Annotated in this window: 19 protein-coding genes; 9 read left to right on the top strand and 10 right to left on the bottom strand. The window is 35.1% G+C overall.

From position 1 onward, the window contains the following. Positions 1-162: 162 nt before the first annotated feature. Positions 163-1,398, bottom strand: a complete 1,236-nt coding sequence (locus tag ACNQGX_RS01655) for a 3-deoxy-D-manno-octulosonic acid transferase (RefSeq protein WP_417973447.1) — start codon at positions 1,396-1,398, stop codon at positions 163-165. 254 nt (positions 1,399-1,652) lie between these two features. Between ACNQGX_RS01655 and ACNQGX_RS01660 the strand changes: the two genes are divergently transcribed. Together ACNQGX_RS01660 and galE are read left to right on the top strand one after the other, a co-directional pair. Further along, complete coding sequence (locus tag ACNQGX_RS01660) at positions 1,653-2,783, top strand: DegT/DnrJ/EryC1/StrS family aminotransferase (protein ID WP_417973449.1); 1,131 nt, start codon at positions 1,653-1,655, stop codon at positions 2,781-2,783. 89 nt (positions 2,784-2,872) lie between these two features. Next, a complete protein-coding gene (gene galE, locus ACNQGX_RS01665) occupies positions 2,873-3,886 on the top strand; it encodes a UDP-glucose 4-epimerase GalE (protein WP_417973451.1) in 1,014 nt (337 codons plus the stop codon). A gap of 35 nt (positions 3,887-3,921) precedes the next feature. Here galE and ACNQGX_RS01670 read toward each other — a convergent pair whose 3' ends face one another. After that, positions 3,922-4,173: a hypothetical protein gene (locus tag ACNQGX_RS01670; protein WP_131915058.1), complete on the bottom strand. Its 252-nt coding sequence runs from the start codon at positions 4,171-4,173 to the stop codon at positions 3,922-3,924. 114 nt (positions 4,174-4,287) lie between these two features. Next, on the bottom strand, positions 4,288-5,163 hold the full coding sequence (gene fabD, locus ACNQGX_RS01675) for an ACP S-malonyltransferase (protein ID WP_417973454.1): 876 nt from the start codon (positions 5,161-5,163) through the stop codon (positions 4,288-4,290). Positions 5,164-5,347: 184 nt separating this feature from the next. Here fabD and ACNQGX_RS01680 point away from each other — a divergent pair, with 184 nt between their 5' ends. Beyond that, positions 5,348-6,991, top strand: a complete 1,644-nt coding sequence (locus tag ACNQGX_RS01680) for a hypothetical protein (RefSeq protein WP_417973456.1) — start codon at positions 5,348-5,350, stop codon at positions 6,989-6,991. A gap of 39 nt (positions 6,992-7,030) precedes the next feature. Here the strand turns inward: ACNQGX_RS01680 and ACNQGX_RS01685 are convergent, their stop codons facing one another. Further along, a complete protein-coding gene (locus ACNQGX_RS01685) occupies positions 7,031-7,348 on the bottom strand; it encodes a DUF6370 family protein (RefSeq protein WP_417973458.1) in 318 nt (105 codons plus the stop codon). Between the two features lie 40 nt (positions 7,349-7,388). Beyond that, positions 7,389-7,751, bottom strand: coding sequence for a DUF983 domain-containing protein (locus tag ACNQGX_RS01690; RefSeq protein WP_131915062.1), 363 nt, complete (start codon positions 7,749-7,751; stop codon positions 7,389-7,391). 91 nt (positions 7,752-7,842) lie between these two features. Between ACNQGX_RS01690 and ACNQGX_RS01695 the strand changes: the two genes are divergently transcribed. Continuing rightward, the gene (locus ACNQGX_RS01695) at positions 7,843-8,706 is read left to right on the top strand and encodes a helix-turn-helix domain-containing protein (protein ID WP_417973460.1); all 864 of its coding nucleotides are present in this window, start codon (positions 7,843-7,845) and stop codon (positions 8,704-8,706) included. A 159-nt stretch (positions 8,707-8,865) separates the two neighbouring features. Here ACNQGX_RS01695 and purT read toward each other — a convergent pair whose 3' ends face one another. After that, positions 8,866-10,041: a formate-dependent phosphoribosylglycinamide formyltransferase gene (purT, locus tag ACNQGX_RS01700; RefSeq protein ID WP_417973462.1), complete on the bottom strand. Its 1,176-nt coding sequence runs from the start codon at positions 10,039-10,041 to the stop codon at positions 8,866-8,868. Positions 10,042-10,422: 381 nt separating this feature from the next. On the opposite strand from purT, the gene hisC reads away from it, so the two are divergent. Further along, positions 10,423-11,526 (top strand): histidinol-phosphate transaminase, encoded by a 1,104-nt coding sequence (gene hisC / locus ACNQGX_RS01705; RefSeq protein ID WP_417973464.1) that lies wholly within the window; start codon positions 10,423-10,425, stop codon positions 11,524-11,526. Positions 11,527-11,727: 201 nt separating this feature from the next. On the opposite strand, the gene ACNQGX_RS01710 is transcribed toward hisC, so the two are convergent. Both ACNQGX_RS01710 and ACNQGX_RS01715 read right to left on the bottom strand, forming a co-directional pair. Then, positions 11,728-12,930 (bottom strand): pyridoxal phosphate-dependent aminotransferase, encoded by a 1,203-nt coding sequence (locus tag ACNQGX_RS01710; RefSeq protein WP_417973466.1) that lies wholly within the window; start codon positions 12,928-12,930, stop codon positions 11,728-11,730. Positions 12,931-13,025: 95 nt separating this feature from the next. Then, complete coding sequence (locus ACNQGX_RS01715) at positions 13,026-14,120, bottom strand: fatty acid desaturase family protein (protein ID WP_417973468.1); 1,095 nt, start codon at positions 14,118-14,120, stop codon at positions 13,026-13,028. Between the two features lie 105 nt (positions 14,121-14,225). On the opposite strand from ACNQGX_RS01715, the gene rsmG reads away from it, so the two are divergent. Beyond that, positions 14,226-14,855 (top strand): 16S rRNA (guanine(527)-N(7))-methyltransferase RsmG, encoded by a 630-nt coding sequence (gene rsmG / locus ACNQGX_RS01720; RefSeq protein ID WP_417973470.1) that lies wholly within the window; start codon positions 14,226-14,228, stop codon positions 14,853-14,855. A 121-nt stretch (positions 14,856-14,976) separates the two neighbouring features. Next, on the top strand, positions 14,977-15,651 hold the full coding sequence (locus ACNQGX_RS01725; RefSeq protein ID WP_417973472.1) for a DUF2490 domain-containing protein: 675 nt from the start codon (positions 14,977-14,979) through the stop codon (positions 15,649-15,651). 128 nt (positions 15,652-15,779) lie between these two features. On the opposite strand, the gene ACNQGX_RS01730 is transcribed toward ACNQGX_RS01725, so the two are convergent. Together ACNQGX_RS01730 and ACNQGX_RS01735 are read right to left on the bottom strand one after the other, a co-directional pair. Further along, a complete protein-coding gene (locus ACNQGX_RS01730) occupies positions 15,780-16,478 on the bottom strand; it encodes a LytR/AlgR family response regulator transcription factor (protein WP_417973474.1) in 699 nt (232 codons plus the stop codon). Positions 16,479-16,486: 8 nt separating this feature from the next. Continuing rightward, entirely contained in the window at positions 16,487-17,542 is a 1,056-nt protein-coding gene (locus ACNQGX_RS01735) for a sensor histidine kinase (protein ID WP_417973476.1), read from the bottom strand. Positions 17,543-17,764: 222 nt separating this feature from the next. On the opposite strand from ACNQGX_RS01735, the gene ACNQGX_RS01740 reads away from it, so the two are divergent. Further along, positions 17,765-17,920 (top strand): nuclear transport factor 2 family protein, encoded by a 156-nt coding sequence (locus tag ACNQGX_RS01740; protein WP_417973478.1) that lies wholly within the window; start codon positions 17,765-17,767, stop codon positions 17,918-17,920. Between the two features lie 72 nt (positions 17,921-17,992). Next, complete coding sequence (locus ACNQGX_RS01745; RefSeq protein ID WP_417973480.1) at positions 17,993-18,838, top strand: hypothetical protein; 846 nt, start codon at positions 17,993-17,995, stop codon at positions 18,836-18,838. The last annotated feature ends 267 nt before the right edge of the window (positions 18,839-19,105 follow it).

The raw sequence follows: 19,105 nt of genomic DNA on the forward strand, positions 1-19,105 counted from the left end.
CTGAAAAAGTAGACACAGATTCCACAAATTTTCACAAATTAATCTGTGAGAATTTGTGGAATCTGTGTCTTTTTTCTAAGGTTTTAATTCGTGTAAATTCGTGAATCCCGATAGCTATCGGGACGTGTTTGATTTTTTTTGTTTTTCGGTGTTAATTCGTGTTTAGATTCGACTCGTAATCATTTTGGTCGCCCCCTTATTCATTTGCACAAAAGTGCTGCAAATGTGCCCTTTTTCGTGTCGAATGTCCTCGTTCTGAATCAAATTCTCGAAAGCTTCATTCAATTCCTTTTGATTTGAAACGGAGACGCAGCCTTCCATATTGACCAAAGTCGTTGCTTCGGCAAAATGCGAAAAGTTGGAGCCAATAATAATCGGAACGCCAAAAGTGGCGGGTTCCAAAATGTTATGAACGCCCGGGTTGCCAAAACCGCCACCCACATAGGCAATGTCGGCATAACTGTAAATTTTGGTCAGAATGCCAACGGTGTCAATGATGAAAACGTCATAATCGTGTAGAGATGCGATTGATCGCGACTGCACCTCGGAAAATAAAACGGTTTTTTTCGAAATGCTGTTTTTCAGCTGCTGGATTTGTTCGTCTTTGATATTGTGAGGCGCAATGATAAATTTCAACTTGTGATTGGTCGAATTGATAAAATCGACGAGTAAACTCTCGTCTTTTGGCCATGAACTTCCCACGACAATAGTCAAGGTGTCATTTTTGAAATTGGTAATGAAATCCAACGAATTGTCTTTTTCCAAAATGGCAGCCACCCGGTCAAAACGGGTATCGCCCGAAACGACCACATTGCTCTTGCCGATTTGCAACAGCAAATTTTTGGAACTTTCGTTCTGCACGAAAAAATAGGTGAAAGTGTCCAGTGCTTTTCTGTAAAACCCTCCATGCCATTTAAAGAACATTTGACTTTTCCTGAAAATCCCAGAAATCAAATAGGTCGGGGTGTTTTGTTCTTTGAGTTCTCTCAAATAATTCGGCCAAAATTCATATTTGATGAAAAACGCCATTTCGGGATGGACTAGTTTTATGAATTCCTGCGCATTGTTTTTGGTGTCCAAGGGCAAATATACGGTTGCATCGGCAACGGCGTTGTTTTTCCTGACTTCGTAACCAGATGGCGAGAAGAAAGTCAAAACGATTTTATGGGAAGGGAATTTTTCCTTGATTTTTTCAATCACGGGCAAACCTTGTTCATATTCGCCAAGTGAAGCGGCATGAAACCAAATTGTCTTGTCGGAAGGTTTTATTTTTTGTTCCAAGGTTGCGAAAACCGTTTTTCGTCCGTCAACAAAGAGTTTCATTTTTGGGCTGAAAAGAGCTACGATTTTTAATAAAAAACCAGCAATTTGAACAATTAGATTATAGAGAAAAAGCATCATTGAAATTTTGGGGCTAAAATACGTTTTCTTTATGTTTATTTCTTCCGCAGCAATATTTAAATTTTGGTTGTCAGGAACCCATTTTTTATTTCATCGGAATAATATCTTTTTTTAATGTGGGTTTCATTGGTTTAAACTCATAAATAACTATTTTTGTTCTTCGTTTTAAGAAAGTGTCTGCTGTTTCTTGAAACCTTAAAATAACGTCACCCTGAGCTCAGTCGAAGGGCGAACTTTAAACAAAAATTTCAATGAAAAAAATCCAAATGGTTGACTTGAAAAGTCAATATGATAAAATTGCAACCGCAGTAAATACCTCTATTCAGGAAGTTCTGGACACAAATACTTACATTAATGGACCTCAAGTTCATCAATTTCAAAAATCATTGGAAGAGTATCTGGACGTAAAACACGTAATTCCTTGCGCTAATGGAACCGATGCCTTGCAAATTGCGATGATGGGATTGGATTTAAAGCCTGGAGATGAAGTAATCACTGCCGATTTTACTTTTGCAGCGACAGTGGAAGTAATTGCTTTACTGCAATTGACACCGGTTTTGGTAGATGTAGATATGCATAATATGAATATTTCTATCGAAGGAATTAAAGGCGCCATTACGCCAAAAACCAAAGCAATTGTTCCGGTACATTTATTTGGTCGTGCTGCTAATATGGAAGCGATTATGGCTTTGGCCAAGGAGCATAATCTATATGTTATAGAAGACAATGCACAAGCGATTGGAGCTAATTGCAAGTTTTCTGATGGAACAAAAAAGAAAGCAGGGACAATTGGTCATGTGGGATCTACTTCATTTTTTCCTTCTAAAAATTTAGGATGTTATGGAGATGGTGGAGCGATTTTTACCAATGATGATGTTTTGGCGCATAAACTTCGCGGGATTGTAAATCACGGAATGTACGAGCGTTACCACCATGATGTAGTAGGGGTAAATTCACGATTAGATAGTATTCAAGCAGCAGTTTTGAATGCTAAATTAGCGTTGCTGGACCAATATAACAAAGCGCGTAGAGCAGCAGCGGCAAAATATAATGCTGCTTTTTCGGGTCATTCTAATATTACAATTCCAGAGTTTGATTTAAATGGAGACGATCACGTTTTTCATCAATATACTTTGCGAATCATTAATGCCAATAGAGATGGATTGATGCAGCATTTACTTGATAAAGGTATTCCGTGTGCCATTTATTACCCAATTCCATTGCATTCGCAAAAAGCATATTTGGATTCTAGATATAAAGAGGAGGACTTTCCGGTAACCAATCAATTGGTAAAAGAGGTGATTTCATTACCGATGCATACGGAACTTGATGATGAACAAATTAAATTCATAACCGACAGTGTTTTAGAGTTTTTGAAATAATATAGAGACGCGATTTATCGCGTCTTTTTTATGTGGTATAAATATAAAGGAGATGCGACAAATTGCGTCTGCATAAAAAAAAAATAATCATGAAAATATTAGTTACAGGAGGTTTAGGTTTTATTGGTTCGCATACTGTTGTTGAATTACAAAATGAGGGTTTTGAAGTATTAGTTGTGGATAATTTATCGAATACATCATTGAATGTGTTAGATGGAATTCAGAGTATTACCGGAAAAATTCCCGCTTTCGAAAAGTTGGATTTACGCGAAAAGGATAGCGTTCAGGATTTTTTCAAAAGGCATCATGATATTTCAGGTGTGATTCATTTTGCAGCTTCAAAAGCGGTGGGTGAAAGTGTCGAAAATCCTTTGTTGTATTATGAAAATAATATCAATGCATTGGTGTATATTTTGCAGGAATTACAGCAAAAACCGGAAGCAAATTTTATTTTCAGCTCGTCTTGTACCGTTTATGGTCAAGCTGAAACAATGCCAATTACCGAAAACGCACCAGTACAACAGCCAATTTCTCCTTACGGGAATACCAAAAAAATTGGAGAAGAAATCATCATCGATGTGGCTAAGGTAACCAATGTCAATGCGATTTTATTGCGTTATTTTAATCCAATTGGAGCGCATCCTTCTACTGAAATTGGAGAATTGCCTATTGGAGTTCCTCAAAATTTAGTGCCATTTATTACACAAACGGGTTTTGGATTGCGTAAAGAACTAGCCGTTTATGGAGATGATTACCCAACTCCAGACGGAACTGCGGTACGCGATTATATTCACGTAGTCGATTTGGCGAAAGCACATGTAATCGCTTTGCAGCGCTTATTGAATAAAAAAAATACCGCCAAAGTAGAAACATTCAATTTAGGTACAGGAACAGGAAGCTCCGTTTTAGAAGTCATCAATACTTTCGAAAAAGTAAGCGGTAAAAAATTACCATATAAAATTGTTGGTCGCAGAGAAGGCGATATTACTTCGGCTTACGCCAATACGGATAAAGCCAATACTGTTCTGGGATGGAAAGCACAATCGACGCTTGAAGAAGCAATGGCAAGCGCCTGGAAATGGGAACAGAAAATTAGAAAATAAAAAAAGGGCTGTCGTAGACAGCCCTTTTTTTTGAATTATTTTTTTGCCGCTTCTTTCAATTTTTCAGCGGCTTGATTCATTTTATCAGCCCCTTTTTTAAGAACTTCTCCTGCTTTAACCTTGGTAGAATCAGCTGCAGCATCAACTTTTACAGCTGCTGTATCTATAGCTTCTTCCATTTCATTACCAACGGCTTCTGTAGCCTCTTTTACTTCGTCTTTTGTTTCTTTTTTGCAAGAAGTCATTAAAGTTGCAATACATGCTAATCCTAAAAGTGCTTTTTTCATTTTTTTCATTTTAAAAAATTAAAATTGATTTTAACTCGTTTTATAAAGATAAAAAAAATCCTCACAAACAAGAGTTTGTGAGGATACTATTTTAAAGCAGTAATTGAATACTAATTATGCATTTGCAGTAACCGCTTCTTTATCAATTTTGCCAATCAATCCGGCCAATACTTTTCCAGGACCTACTTCAGTAAATAAAGTAGCTCCGTCTTTTATCATTTGTTGTACCGATTGCGTCCATTTTACAGGAGCTGTCAATTGAATGATTAGGTTTTTCTTAATTTCGTCAGCATCAGAAACTGCACTTGCCGTTACATTTTGATATACCGGACAAATAGGAGTAGAGAACGTAGTTGCCTCAATAGCGGCAGCCAGTTCTTCACGAGCCGGCTCCATCATTGGAGAGTGAAAAGCACCACCAACTGGCAATAATAAAGCGCGTTTTGCACCCGCAGCTTTCATTGCTTCACAGGCTTTTTCTACTGCAGTAGTTTCTCCTGAAATCACTAATTGTCCCGGGCAGTTATAATTTGCAGCCACTACGATTCCGTCAATAGAAGCGCAAACTTCTTCTACGATATTGTCTGCCAATCCTAAAACGGCTGCCATAGTAGATGGTTTTATTTCGCAGGCTTTTTGCATTGCCAAAGCTCTTTGTGAAACTAATTTTAATCCGTCTTCAAAAGACAAAGTGCCATTTGCTACTAAAGCAGAGAATTCACCTAAGGAATGTCCCGCAACCATTTCTGGTTTAAAATCCTCACCTAACGTTTTTGCCAAAATCACGGAATGCAAGAAAACGGCCGGTTGTGTAACTTTGGTTTCTTTCAATTCCTCAGCTGTACCTTCAAACATGATGTCTGTGATGCGGAAACCTAAGATCTCATTTGCTTTTTCGAATAATTCTTTTGCAAGAGCAGAATTTTCATATAAGTCTTTACCCATTCCTGTAAATTGTGCGCCTTGACCTGGAAATACGTATGCTTTCATGTGTTTATTTTAAAGATTGAAAAAAATTAAAGATTGAAAAATTAGTTTCAATCGGAATGCAAAAATACTATTTTTTGCGGTATTGTAAATAAGGTTCCTGTTTTCTTTAAAATTGACACTTTTTTTAGTGTAACATTTAGAAGTATTAAAGACTAATATTGAAATATATCAAAGACTGGATACCATGAAAAAAATCTTCTCAATTGTTTTTTTATTTCTTTTGGGTTTTTTACTTTTTTATATCAACCTGCCGGTAATTAATTATGGATTTACGGGTTTTACTATTATTGTGTTGTTATTAGTTATTCTTGGGGTTTTATTTTCTCTTGGGCTCACAGTTTCGCAGCAAACCAAACAAGTCAAGATTGTTTCCAGGCCAAACAAGGTTTTGTATGTTTTGGCAGGAGTACTTTTAGTGTATTGTATTGCGCTTCCTTTTCTGACCAGCCTAAAAATGTTTAGAAGTGATTCGTATCAAAAACTAATAGGCGAGGTTAAAAACGGACAAAAAATAACAAATCATATTGCCCCAATTTCTATTGATAAAATCCGTGTGGTCGATGAGGAGTTAGCGCATCTTCTGGGAGAGAAAATTTTAGGTTCCCAACCCGCCTTGGGAAGTCAAGTAGAATTAGGTGATTTTTGTATCCAAAAAGTGAATAACAACTTGTACTGGGTTGCGCCATTATTGCATTCGGGTTTTTTAAAATGGTTTAACAACCAAGAAGGAACTGCGGGATATGTTATGGTTTCTGCAACCAATGAACGCGATGTAAAACTAGTTCAGAATGTGGCAGGGAAAGACATTAAGATTAAGTACCAGCAAGGTGCTTATTTTCAAAGTGACATTCACAGACACGTTTATTTTAATGGAAATGCTACTGTTGGTCTGGCTGATTTTAGTTTTGAGATTGATGATGCGGGAAATCCGTTTTGGATTGTCACTAAATATGTGAAAAAAATTGGTTTCTCAGGAAAAGAAGCTACGGGCGTTATTGTGGTTGATGCGCAATCTGGAGCTATAAAAGAATATTCAATTGCTGAAACACCAAAATGGGTAGATCGAATTCAGCCTTTGGATTTTATAGAAGATCAATTGAATGATTGGGGTGAATATGTTCACGGGTATTGGAATTTTTCTAATGCGGATAAACTCCAAATCACTGAAGGATTAACATTGGTTTACGGAAAAGACAATAAATCCTATTGGTATACCGGATTGACTTCGGTTGGGAAAGAAGAATCTGCTGTAGGTTTTGTATTGGTGGATACAAGAACCAAAGAAACGACCTTTTATAAACAAGGTGGCGCAACAGAATTTGCTGCTCAAAGCTCCGCACAAGGGAAAGTTCAGGAGAAAGGGTATAAGGCATCTTTGCCTATTCCGTATAATATTAATAACATTCCCACGTATGTGATGACGCTTAAAGATGATGGTGGATTGGTTAAAATGTTTGCGATGGTTGCCATTTCAGATTATACGATTGTTGGCGTGGGTAATACGATGCGAGAAACCTTGACTTCGTTTAAAAACGTCTATAATATGGCGGATAATAAAATAAATCCGAATAGTGTTTCTAATAAAAAATCGCTGAAATCAGTTGTAACCCGAATCCAAAATGATGTAAAAAACGGGAATAGCTTTTATTATTTCAAGGTGAAAGATTATCCTAATATTTTCGTAGGTTCCTCTCAAATATCCAATCAATTACCGGTGACAATGGTGGGTGACAGTATAAAAATTTCTTTTGATGTAGACTTGGAAGAAGTCATTGATATTTCAAGTTTTGAGAATAGTAATCTGAAAACGAGTATGAAATCGAAGTAATTAAAAAGGGCTTAAAGAATTTTCTTTAAGCCCTTTTTTTTATTTTTTTGGCAGTAATTTGAATGAGGTGACTTTGAATTTATTGTCAACTACTTTGCCAACTACTTCCGCTTTTCTTATGGCAGAACAAAAACCATCATTGGCATGCGCATCACCATGAGAGTCGATAGAACTACCGTCAACGAAATATGATTTTCCATCAATGCGAACGGCTAATTCACAACCGTGTCCTTCCATCCCAAATTGGCATTGTCCGCATGAAGCTTCGACAATTTGAGGCTTTGGTTCTTCTTTTTTATCCTGAGCACTTGCAAGTGTGGCAGAGAATAAAATAGCTAAGTATAGTATCTTTTTCATAAAGGATTAAATTTTACTTTAGCTAAGATACTGGTTTTTTTTATATCGAATAATTTTTAAACATATAAATCCACAATAATCTGGAAAAGCGAATGTTGAAAGAAGACATTGCAATAATGACAACAGCAATGATTGGAATGATTCTCAAATCAAAAGTTTCCTTGAAGAAAAATTGGGCGATAAAATAGGTTGCAATGCCTTGTGCCACTGTCAAACCGTAATTGACATACATAGCACCAAAGAAATAGCCAGGTTCCTTCTCGAATTTAAACTGACAATGAGAACAATATTCATTCATTTTAGGAAATCCGATATTGAGAAAAATGTTTTTTTCTTTGAAAACTTTTCCTTCAAGGCAATGAGGACAGTCATTATTCAGGATGTGAGCAATAGCGTGTGACATTTTTATTATTTTTATCAAAGGTATTTCTTATCCACGTTATGGATGTTTTCTATATTCGCTAATTATAGCACAATAAAGACATTGAAGAGCCATGAAAAAGTATCCTATTTATAACATTCAGCGGTTTAACTGTAATTCAGTGAGTAGTGATTTGTACATTAATACCTTTAAAAATCACTTGATCAATCATAGTTTTATTGAAGAACCACACCGACACAATTCGTATGTTTTGGTCTTTTTTACCAAAGGCTCTGGAATACACGAAATCGATTTTGATGTGTTTACGATTCAGCCGGGAAGTATGTTTTTCTTGCAACCCGGACAAATGCACCACTGGGATTTATCCGATGATGTAGAAGGCTTTGTGATTTTCTATTCGCAGGAAATGTATAATCTTTATTTTGGTCAAAAAACTATTGGCGACTATCCGTTTTATTCTTCGGTGGACAATAAGCCTGAAATGGTTTTTGATGTAACCGAATCGAAAGCGATTCTCCCTTATTTTGAGAGTTTAATTTTAGAAACTCAGACAAATCAGCTGTTGAAGCAAGATAAAATCATGAATCTATTGGATATCATACACATTGAAATTGCCAGAAAATATAGTGAAACACATTTCCATGAAACGCATTCGTATAATGTGAAAATTAAAAATTTGGAATTGCTTTTAGAGCAAAATTTTAAGGCAGAAAAAGCACCTTCTTTCTATGCCTCACAACTTAACATTACGCTAAAACATTTGAACAGGATTTGCAATGAAATCCTGCAAAAAACCACGACCGAAGTAATCACAGACAGAATTATCCTCGAAGCCAAACGCATGCTGATGGATAAAAAGTTTACCGTCAATGAAATTGCAACGGAATTAGGCTATGATGATTATTCTTATTTCACACGATTGTTTAAAAAGCATAGTGGAATGACCCCGACGAACTTTCGTATTACTAAAAAGTGAGTTTGGAATGTGTCTGATGAATATTTAAATGGAGTAAAAAGTTAGCCACGAATTTCACTAATTCTCGCTAATTTCATTAAAATTATAATGAATTAATTCGTGGGATATTCGTGGAATTCGAGGCAAAAACATACAATTCATCTTGTTGTAAAAATGTAATTACGAATGCACGGTAATCAACCTTGCTGCATTTTTCGCTTTTTCTACCACTTCTTCAATAGGAGTTTCTAGAATGTCATTGACCAATGCTACACCCATTCTTCGGTACGGTCTTGAACTTGGTTTGCCAAAGATTCTGAAATCAGTTTTCGGTAAAGCCGCAATTTTTTCGATGCCGGAATAGGTTGGATTTGTTGTCCCGATAGCTATCGGGACTGCTGAAGCTAAAATTACGGCACTCGCTCCCGCTTTTTCTAATGTGATTTCGAAAATGGGTAAGCTTAAAATAGCTCTTAAATGCAATTCGAATTCATTAAAATTTTGTGTTCCGGCTAGAGTTACCATTCCAGTATCATGCGGACGAGGCGATAATTCCGAGAAATAAACGCCATCATCAGCTAAGAAAAATTCTACTCCAAAAAGTCCTGCGCCACCCAAAGCTTCGGTTACTTTTTCGGCCATGTCTTGCGCTTCGTATAAATCCTTATCGGAAATTCTGGCGGGTTGCCAGCTTTCCTGATAATCGCCACGTTCTTGGCGGTGGCCAATTGGCGCACAAAAAAGGGTTGGATTATTATTTTGAACAACAGTCAATAAAGTAATCTCTGAATTGAATTTGACAAAGGCTTCTACAATCACTTCCACGACATCGCCACGGGAACCTTCAACGGCATAATTCCACGCTTTTTCGATATCGGCTTCGGTTTTTATCGTCGATTGTCCTTTTCCGGATGAAGACATTAAGGGTTTCACGACACACGGCATTCCAACTGCTTCAACACCTTTTTGCAATTCCTCGGCAGTGGTGGCGTAGCGATAATTCGCAGTTTTTAAACCTAATTCTTTAGTCGCCAAATCCCGAATCGCTTTTCTATTCATGGTGAAGTTTGCCGCTTTCGCAGAAGGAACTACAGTTATTCTTTGCTTTTCGTAGTCATAAAAACGTTCGGTTCTGATGGCTTCGATTTCTGGAACAATGAAATCAGGTTTGTGTTTGGCAACGATGCTGTCTAAAGCGTCACCATCCAGCATATTGATAACTTCAAAATCATGGGCGACTTGCATGGCAGGAGCATTTTCGTAATTGTCAACCGCAATTACGATTTGCCCGATGCGTTGTGCGGCGATTGTAAATTCTTTTCCTAATTCGCCTGAGCCGAGAAGCAGTATTTTCATTTTTTTGAAGTTGAAGGATTTGATGTTTAAGGTTTAAAGTTGCTCACTTTTGTGGACAAGGTTAAAACCAAAAACAAAAATAGTGTTTTTTTTGAAGTAACCCCTTTAGAGTTTAAAACTCTAAAGGGGTTTGTTGTCGATGGAACTACAGTGTGGTTTTATCGCTTGTTTAGAAATGTAACCGATCTAGATTAACATTAACGAAATACTCTAATCTCATTTTTATATGTAAATAGTAGAACGTAATCGCAGATTTATATTCTGTATGCTGTTTTTGAGCAACGGAACCTGAAAAATAAAAAACTGTAACATATTTGAAAAACCTGAGACATATTGAAATAAAATAAAAAGCTGTATTTTAACATTTTAAAATAAAATATTATGAATAGTCGGAGAGATTGGTTAAAACAAACAAGTTTAGCATTTGTAAGTTTAGGAATTGTTCCATTGGAAAGTTTTGCTATTCCAAAAACAGAAAATTCTATTAACGAAGAAACTAATTTAAACCCGATTTATTTACGGTCAAATGAGAATCCATATGGTCCTTCGGCATTAGCAAGAGATGCAATGACGAAAAACATAAATAGCAGCAATCGTTATAATTGGGATTTAACATCGGAATTAATTTCAAAAATTGCTGAAAAGAATAATCTCGTTGCCGAAAATATAATATTGGGTGCTGGCTCAACAGAAATTTTAGATTTAGTTGTCCGATATTGTGCCATAAATAAAGGAAGTTTTATTTTAGCTGATCCAACTTTTAATTATTGGACAGAAACAGCAGAAAAATTAGGGTTTAAAAAAATCACAGTTCCATTAACAGAGGATAAACATCATGATTTATCAGCAATGTTGAAAGCAATTGAACCCGACACAAGAATGATTTATATTTGTAATCCAAACAATCCAACAGGGACAATTTGTGAAAGAGAAGCACTTGTGAATTTTATAAATGAAGCAACTAAAAAAGTAATCGTTTTAGTTGATGAAGCGTATATTGATTTTACGAACCAAAAATCACTTGTAAATTTAGTAAAAGAAAACAAAAACTTAATTATTGCTAAAACTTTTTCAAAAATGTATGGGTTGGCAGGAGCAAGAATTGGATACGGAATTGCAAATTCAGGGACTATTGAAAAAATTAGTCAGCTACAATCCTGGAGTAACGGAAGTGTAAGTGTAGCATCCGTTTCGGGTGCATTAGCGTCAATTAAAGACGATAAATTCGCATCGGAAACCTATTTACTAAACGAAAAAGCAAGAAAATATACAATAGAACAACTTGAACGGTTAAAGATACGATGCATTCCTTCTCATTCAAATTTTGTCTATTTTTCATTGGCTAATTATAATAAAGATTTTTTTGAGCGATTAGAAAAGAACAATATAATAGGTACAAAAATCTACGAAGAAAATGGAAAATGGTCAAGAATTACAATTGGAACTATGAAAGAAATGCAACAATTCATTAAAGCATTGGAGTAAATAAAAAAACGGCTTTTGCGTGAGTGATAGTAGTGGAAAGCCCACAGCAAGACGTAATGAAATGGAGTTTTGCGAGGACTTGCAGCGAATAGCACGACCCGGAGTTTTTACGGAGGGGCACGCCCATAAAAAAATAGTTTAAAGTATAAAGCGGTAAAACTTTAAACTTTAAACTATTTTAAACTTGAAATAAATTCTATATTATGCAGGAACCTCAGTTAATGCCACCGCTTCTTTTATTCTGCGTAATGCTTCTCTCAATAATTCTTCGCTTGTGGCATAAGAAAAACGGATACAATCCGGGTTACCAAAAGCGTCACCGGTTACGGTTGCTACATTGGCTTCTCCCAAAAGGTACATAGAGAAATCATTGGCATCTTTGATGAACGTTCCTTTCAATGTTTTTCCGAAGAAAGAAGAAACGTCTGGGAATACGTAAAAAGCACCTTCTGGTACGTTGATTTTTACTCCTGGAATGTCTTTCAATAATCCAACCACTAAATCTCTACGGCTTTGGAAAGCGTCAACCATGTGTTTCAATACGCTTGGATCAGCATCTACAGCGGTAATAGTCGCGCGTTGTGCAATACTGTTGGCACCGCTTGTTACTTGACCTTGGATTTTGATACAGGCTTTTGCAATGAATTCTGGTGCGCCAATATATCCGATTCTCCATCCTGTCATAGCGAAAGCTTTTGCTACTCCATTTACGGTAATTGTTCTTTCTAACATTCCCGGGATGGATGCGATGCTGCAAAAAGTCCCTGAGAAATTGATGTGCTCGTAAATTTCGTCAGCAACAATATATATGTTTGGATATTTCTCCAAAACTTTGGCTAAAGCCGTTAATTCTTCTCTGTTGTATACAGATCCACTTGGATTACAAGGAGAACTGAACCACATCATTTTTGTTTTTGGTGTGATTGCAGCTTCTAACTGTTCTGGTGTGATTTTGAAATCGGTATCTACAGAAGTTGGAACTTCTACAGGAACTCCACCTGATAATTTTACGATTTCGAAATAAGAAACCCAGTAAGGAGCGGGTAAAATTACTTCGTCACCGTCGTTTAGCATTACTTGAGCAATATTGTATAACGATTGTTTTGCTCCAGTTGAAACCACAATTTGAGACGGTTTGTAGTCTAAATTATTGTCTCTTTTGAATTTTCTACAGATAGCTTCTTTTAATTCTAAATATCCTTCTACTGGAGAATAGGTGCTGTAATTTTCGTCAATCGCTTTTTTAGCCGCTTCTTTGATGAAGTCCGGCGTATTGAAATCAGGTTCACCTAAGCTTAAACTGATGATGTCTTTTCCTTGTGATTTTAATTCTCTGGCCAAAGCTGCCATTGCTAATGTTTGAGATGTAGATAAATTGTTTATTCTATCTGATAATGGATTCATTTTTTAATAGGTTGTAGTTAGTTTATTAATTAGGTAGAGATGCACTGCAGTGCATCTTTACAGCGTGCATCTCTACACGTTGTGTCTTTGTATGATTATGTAAGTTCTGGTTTCATTCCCAAATCTTTCAAATGCTTGAAATGTGCAATAACGGCACTTCGCATCGTTTTATATTCATAATACGGCAAGTTGCATTCCTGCGCAGTTTCTTTTACAATTTTTGCAATTTTGCCATAATGTACGTGACTGATATTTGGGAAAATATGGTGCTCAATTTGGTGATTCAATCCGCCGGTGTACCAGTTTATGATTTTGTTTTTTGGAGCAAAATTTGTTGTGGTAAACAATTGGTGAATAGCCCAAGTATTATCCATTTCCCCTAATTCATTTGGAGATGGATTGGTCGTTTCTTCAACTACGTGTGCCAATTGGAACACAACACTTAGAATTAAACCAGCAGTGTAATGCATAACGAAGAAACCAATTAATACTTTCCACCATGTGATGCCAATAACGATTGGTAATACGATCCAGATAGAAACATAAATTACTTTCGTGATAATTAAAGTCGTCCAAAGTATTTTCGGGCTTTTCGCTTCACCGTAAGATAATTTTCTTTTCAAGTAGCTTCTCATCTGTTTGAAATCAGTTGTAATAGCCCAGTTGAACGTTAGTAATCCATATAGAAAAACGGAATAATATTGTTGAAAACGGTGAAAATTATACCATTTAGCATCTTTTGTAAAACGGATAACACGTCCGGCATCTAGATCTTCATCATGTCCGGGGATGTTTGTATAGGTATGGTGTAGCACATTGTGTTGCACTTGCCAGTTGTATACATTTCCCGCCAGAACATAAATAGTTCCACCCATGAATTTATTGACCCAATTTTTATTGGAATAAGAACCATGATTTCCATCGTGCATCACATTCATTCCTACTCCAGCCATTCCAATTCCCATAACTATTGTTAACAGAAGATGTGCCCAAAATGGCATACCAAGCGTTAGAATTAAAAAATAAGGCGCAAGAAAAACAGAAAACAGAATTATGGTTTTCAAATATAGTTTCCAGTTGCCTGTCTTTTGGATGTTGTTTTCTTTGAAGTAATTGTTAACCCGTGAGTTAAGTGTTCTGAAAAATTTTAGATTATCTTGCTTAGCAAATGTCGGAGCATTATTGTTCATATGTATTTAATAAAGTTCAAAGGTAATTATTATAAATTTTTGGATATACAAAATTGACATAAATATTTTAACTCTAAAGTATTACTTTTGTTAAAAAATTACAAGATGGACGAGATTCTTAAGTATTTTCCTAATTTAACTGATATTCAGAAAGAACAGTTCGAAAAATTGGATTTTTTATACCATGATTGGAATGAAAAAATCAATGTTATTTCGAGAAAAGATATTGATGCTTTGTATACCAAACATATTTTGCATTCGTTGGGAATAGCCAAAATTATAAAATTTGAACCGGGAACTTATGTTCTGGATGTTGGAACTGGCGGAGGATTTCCTGGAATTCCATTAGCAATTCTTTTTCCGGAAACGCGTTTTTATTTGATTGATGTTATTGCCAAGAAAATAAAAGTGGTTCAGGCTGTTGCCGAAGGATTGGAATTGAAAAATGTAAAAGCCGAGCAAATGCGTGCTGAAAATGTAAAAGGAGATTTCGATTTTATCGTGAGTCGCGCCGTGACGAATATGTCTGATTTTGTTTCGTGGATAAAAGACAAAATCAAGAAACAAAACAAACACGAATTAAAAAACGGAATTCTCTATCTAAAAGGAGGCGATTTGACCGAAGAACTAAAGGATTTTCCAAAAGCCACTGAATACAATTTAGCTGATTTTTTCGAAGATGAATTCTTTGAGACTAAGAAAGTGGTACATGTGCCGTTGAAGTTTACGGTTTAAGGCATGTAATATTACGCTTAGAATTGTATTGGCGGCATTAAATTTCGCCTGTATATTTATATTGATTTTTTGGTTCAATTGATAAACAGGAAAATAATTACTTTTAAAAAATAAAGCTTTAATGACAAATAAATTAAGACTGTTTTGCTGGTTACTATTACTATTTGTAGCGGCAAACGGAAACGCACAAAAATCGGATTTAGGGAATTGGTTTATTTATTCCGGTAATCAAAAAATAAATAATAGATGGAATTGGCATAATGAAGTACAATATCGAAACTTTAATTTTGCAGGAGATCTGGAACAATTACTGGTGAGAACCGGTTTAGGGTATAATTTATCCGAAAACAATAATAATGTATTGCTGGGATATGCATACATTCACTCAGAACCTTATATTGTGGGAACGGATGATAAATTGCAAACGAATGAACACAGAATTTTTGAGCAATTTATTACAAAACAACAATTTGGGCGAATTAATATTCAGCATAGGTATCGTTTTGAACAACGATTTGTTCAAGATGATTTTAAAATGCGTTTGCGTTATTCGCTCTCATTAAATATTCCAATCAATAAAAAAATGATGGAGCAAAATGCTGTTTACGCTTCCATGTACAATGAAATTTTTGTCAATACTGAACAGAATCATTACGATCGTGATCGTATTTATGGAGGTATTGGATATTGTGTGAATAAATATGTTAGAGTTGAGGCAGGTGTCATGTCACAGCTTTTGCCGACTAATAATAGAACGCAATTTCAAATTATGATTTTTAATAATCTGCCTTTTTGATTTTCTAAATAAACGGAAATAGAATTTTTGTATGGCGAATTTAAATCGGATTATATTTTTAATTTATAGTGTTTTTATAAAACAAAACCCCACAAGACTTCAAAGCAATTTGAGATCTTGTGTTTTTTTTATTTATGATCTCTCAAATAATTCAACCAAGTTTCTTTGTAACTACTTCCGATTGGGATTTCTACCGAGTTAATTTCCACTTCGTTTTTGGAGTAAGCGGTTAGTTTCTTTGTTTGAATAATAAAGGAACGATGAATTCGTACAAAATTAGAATTTAATAGTTTTTCGAAAGCGGAAATGTTCTGCTTAAGATGGTGTGATTTTCCGTTTTCGAGATGAATGGTAATGTAATCTTTGAGACTTTCGATATAAAAAATTTCTTCAAAAATAATTTTGATATTCCTATTTCCGCTTGACACAAAAATATGATTCTCGTTATCCGTTTTTTCAAGAGTTTTCGGAGTTTGCAATTGCTTGAATTTTTCTATTGAGACAAAAAACCGATCAAAAGTGATGGGTTTCAAGAGGTAATCAATCACATTAAGTTCATAACCTTCTAGCGCATATTCTCGGTACGCAGTTGTGAAAATTACTTTTGGCGGATTCTTTAGTTTTTTTAAGAAATCATTTCCTTTGAGTAATGGCATTTCGATATCCAAAAACAGCAGATCTATCGTATTGGATTCTAAGAAAGTGTATGCTTTCAAGGCATTTTCAAAAGAAGCAACCAATTCAAAATTATCGAAATGGGATAAATGTGACGCAATTAATTCTCTTGCCAAGGGTTCGTCGTCAACGATGATGCATTTGTATTTCATGTTAAATTTTAAACCGTTAGCGTTAGTTTTACTAAAAACTTTTTTTGATTTTCCACAATTTCCAAATGATGGTTTTTGGGATATAATAAATCCAGTTGTTTTCGGACGTTTTCGAGTCCGATTTGTGATTTGTCTGATCTTCTTGCAGTTTCGTTTTGAGGTTTTGTATTTTCGATACTAAAAATAATTTGCTGTTTTTTGGTTTGCAAATTCATGCGAATTACTGCTTTTTCGGTTTCATTGATTACCCCGTGTTTAAAAGCGTTTTCTACAAAAGTTAACAGAATCAGTGGTGAAATTTTACTATTTTCCTGAATGTCTTTGGTGAATAAAATGTTCAATCTGTTTTCACCATACCGTAGTTTTTCCAATGAAATATAATTTTCTAGTAGACCAATTTCTTTTTCTATTGATACAAAATCATCATTGCAACGATACAAGACGAAGTCTAATATTTCTGATAATTTGGCAATTACTTCTGGTGCTTTATCGTCTTTTTTGAGTGTCAAAGCGTATAGATTATTCAAAGTGTTAAACAAAAAATGCGGATTCAATTGGTTTTTCAACACTTTGAGCTCCATTGATTTTTTCTCTTCTTCGATCTTAGCAAGACGCTGTTGGTTTTTGTAAAAACGAATTAATCCCATAATTGCTGCTGGAAAAAACAACCAGTTTACTTTAGTAAATAGATACCTAAAATTGGTTAGCCTTTGAGGTATTGTGTCTTTACATTCATCCCAACCGGCATAATATTTAGGATATTTAAGTTCAAGGTGTAAAGATCTGAGGGCAACATCCATTGCATAAACGATATACAACCAAGTTACAAAAATGACAAAAAAAAGGAAGTGTTTCTTTTGGATTAGAAATTTAGGAATCAGAACGTAAATCAAAACATAGGCTCCAATGGCTTGAATAATAGTTTCCGAAAGAAAGATATAAACGAGATCCCCGTAATCTTTATATTCAAAACTTTTTGTGACAAGGTACATCATCAAAAAGCTCGTCCAAAATAAGCAATGGCTTAAAATTCTTTTTGTATCTATTTGTTGGAATGTATTCATGTTGTGTTTTAAGAATGGCAAGTTACTAAATTATCAAAGCTTACTTCATTCTATGAGACAAACAACGGTTTTTAGCTTCTGAAAATGGTATTCCAGCCCACGAATGTATTACTATTCCAAAATGTATTCTTCGTACGCTAAAACTGACTTTTTAATTGCAGGCTAAAATAGTGACGATGGGACTGTGCTATTTTAGCCAAAGAAAAACTAAACTATCTACACATGAAAGTAATTTCCTTTTTTATTGCCCTACAAACTTTTGACACTCCAAAAGATGAATGGATTGACTATATGCACATTGTAAAAACTAACGGAGAATGGAAAATCATTAATATTCTTTGGCAGAATAATAATTTCTCGGCACATCAAAACGGTTAAAATTCTCCATCTATACAAGTTTAAAAATAATAAATAACATTTAAGTAAAAACCTCATTTAAAAACAAAGAACATGAACAAACACATTATCAACTTGACATTACGACTTTTATTAGGACTGAATCTTTTATTCGTTGCTATTGCACATTTAAATTTGTGGAAATTCTATACCGAAGATCCGGCAAAAATAACCTCTTGGATAACCAAAGCTACGGTTTTGGGTAATGCAATTGCAATAGGCTTTTTAGTAGTTTCTATATTTTTAGTAGTGGGTTATAAGACAATCTGGGCAACAATAGGAGCGTTAATTTTGTTGCTAATAAATCATTTGTCGTTATTATTCATTAAACCTTTTGCCAACCCATTTTACAATACCTTCCATCATACGGTACCATTTATGGCTTTTGGAATAGTACTTTTATATGTATTATTGAGTGAAAGCAAATTCTCATTAGATGCAGTCGCAAGGAATAAAGAAGCTTCCTTGAGTGCAGGAACTAAAGATGAGATTGTGTTTTTTGTGGCACGAATTTTCGTTGGCGGAATCTTTCTTTCCCAAGGGATTTTCAATGTTTTCGGGAAACTATCCTTATTAGAATTTGCAGACCTGGTTTATGTACAACCGCTCAAAGCGTCATTCATTCCTAATTTTTTATTGTTATTTATGGGTGTTTTAAATCCTTTGATACAATTGATAACAGGCGCATTACTTGTTTCAGGACTTAAGATTAAATGGGCTATTTATCTGATGACTTTCTTTATGATAAGCATCGCCTTCGGCCGCTTACTTTCGGATCCCTTTACGACTTCGGGCGATGATAGTATGTATATTTTAAATAATTTGGCATTTGCTATTCTTTTGCTTTGGTTAGAAAACGGGAAAGAAAAGTATTGTCTTGACACACTTTTAAGGAAATAAAAACTGTGACCAATAGTTTTTTTTCATCCTGCTCTTCGCAAACAAGAAAATGGAAGAATGACAATCACAAAGAATAAACATGCCTTACAAGAACATTTTTAGTCACGAATTATCATTAATCTCTTTTATTAATTGCGAATCAAATTACATTAATTATGCAATTCGCTCAATCATAATTATTTGTCAGTTTGCTTCGCTCGTGTCAGGGTTAAAAACCGAAATAACGCATTTACTTTGGGCGATTACATAAGCCCCTTAAAAATCAAT

It is taken from the genome of Flavobacterium glycogeni, from assembly GCF_048286775.1.
Lineage (GTDB): Bacteria > Bacteroidota > Bacteroidia > Flavobacteriales > Flavobacteriaceae > Flavobacterium.

Coding starts and splice junctions, on each gene's coding strand:
- ACNQGX_RS01655 (WP_417973447.1), bottom strand. CDS start 1,398: ATGCTTTTTCTCTATAATCTAATTGTTCAAATTGCTGGTTTTTTATTA.
- ACNQGX_RS01660 (WP_417973449.1), top strand. CDS start 1,653: ATGAAAAAAATCCAAATGGTTGACTTGAAAAGTCAATATGATAAAATT.
- galE (WP_417973451.1), top strand. CDS start 2,873: ATGAAAATATTAGTTACAGGAGGTTTAGGTTTTATTGGTTCGCATACT.
- ACNQGX_RS01670 (WP_131915058.1), bottom strand. CDS start 4,173: ATGAAAAAAGCACTTTTAGGATTAGCATGTATTGCAACTTTAATGACT.
- fabD (WP_417973454.1), bottom strand. CDS start 5,163: ATGAAAGCATACGTATTTCCAGGTCAAGGCGCACAATTTACAGGAATG.
- ACNQGX_RS01680 (WP_417973456.1), top strand. CDS start 5,348: ATGAAAAAAATCTTCTCAATTGTTTTTTTATTTCTTTTGGGTTTTTTA.
- ACNQGX_RS01685 (WP_417973458.1), bottom strand. CDS start 7,348: ATGAAAAAGATACTATACTTAGCTATTTTATTCTCTGCCACACTTGCA.
- ACNQGX_RS01690 (WP_131915062.1), bottom strand. CDS start 7,751: ATGTCACACGCTATTGCTCACATCCTGAATAATGACTGTCCTCATTGC.
- ACNQGX_RS01695 (WP_417973460.1), top strand. CDS start 7,843: ATGAAAAAGTATCCTATTTATAACATTCAGCGGTTTAACTGTAATTCA.
- purT (WP_417973462.1), bottom strand. CDS start 10,041: ATGAAAATACTGCTTCTCGGCTCAGGCGAATTAGGAAAAGAATTTACA.
- hisC (WP_417973464.1), top strand. CDS start 10,423: ATGAATAGTCGGAGAGATTGGTTAAAACAAACAAGTTTAGCATTTGTA.
- ACNQGX_RS01710 (WP_417973466.1), bottom strand. CDS start 12,930: ATGAATCCATTATCAGATAGAATAAACAATTTATCTACATCTCAAACA.
- ACNQGX_RS01715 (WP_417973468.1), bottom strand. CDS start 14,120: ATGAACAATAATGCTCCGACATTTGCTAAGCAAGATAATCTAAAATTT.
- rsmG (WP_417973470.1), top strand. CDS start 14,226: ATGGACGAGATTCTTAAGTATTTTCCTAATTTAACTGATATTCAGAAA.
- ACNQGX_RS01725 (WP_417973472.1), top strand. CDS start 14,977: ATGACAAATAAATTAAGACTGTTTTGCTGGTTACTATTACTATTTGTA.
- ACNQGX_RS01730 (WP_417973474.1), bottom strand. CDS start 16,478: ATGAAATACAAATGCATCATCGTTGACGACGAACCCTTGGCAAGAGAA.
- ACNQGX_RS01735 (WP_417973476.1), bottom strand. CDS start 17,542: ATGAATACATTCCAACAAATAGATACAAAAAGAATTTTAAGCCATTGC.
- ACNQGX_RS01740 (WP_417973478.1), top strand. CDS start 17,765: ATGAAAGTAATTTCCTTTTTTATTGCCCTACAAACTTTTGACACTCCA.
- ACNQGX_RS01745 (WP_417973480.1), top strand. CDS start 17,993: ATGAACAAACACATTATCAACTTGACATTACGACTTTTATTAGGACTG.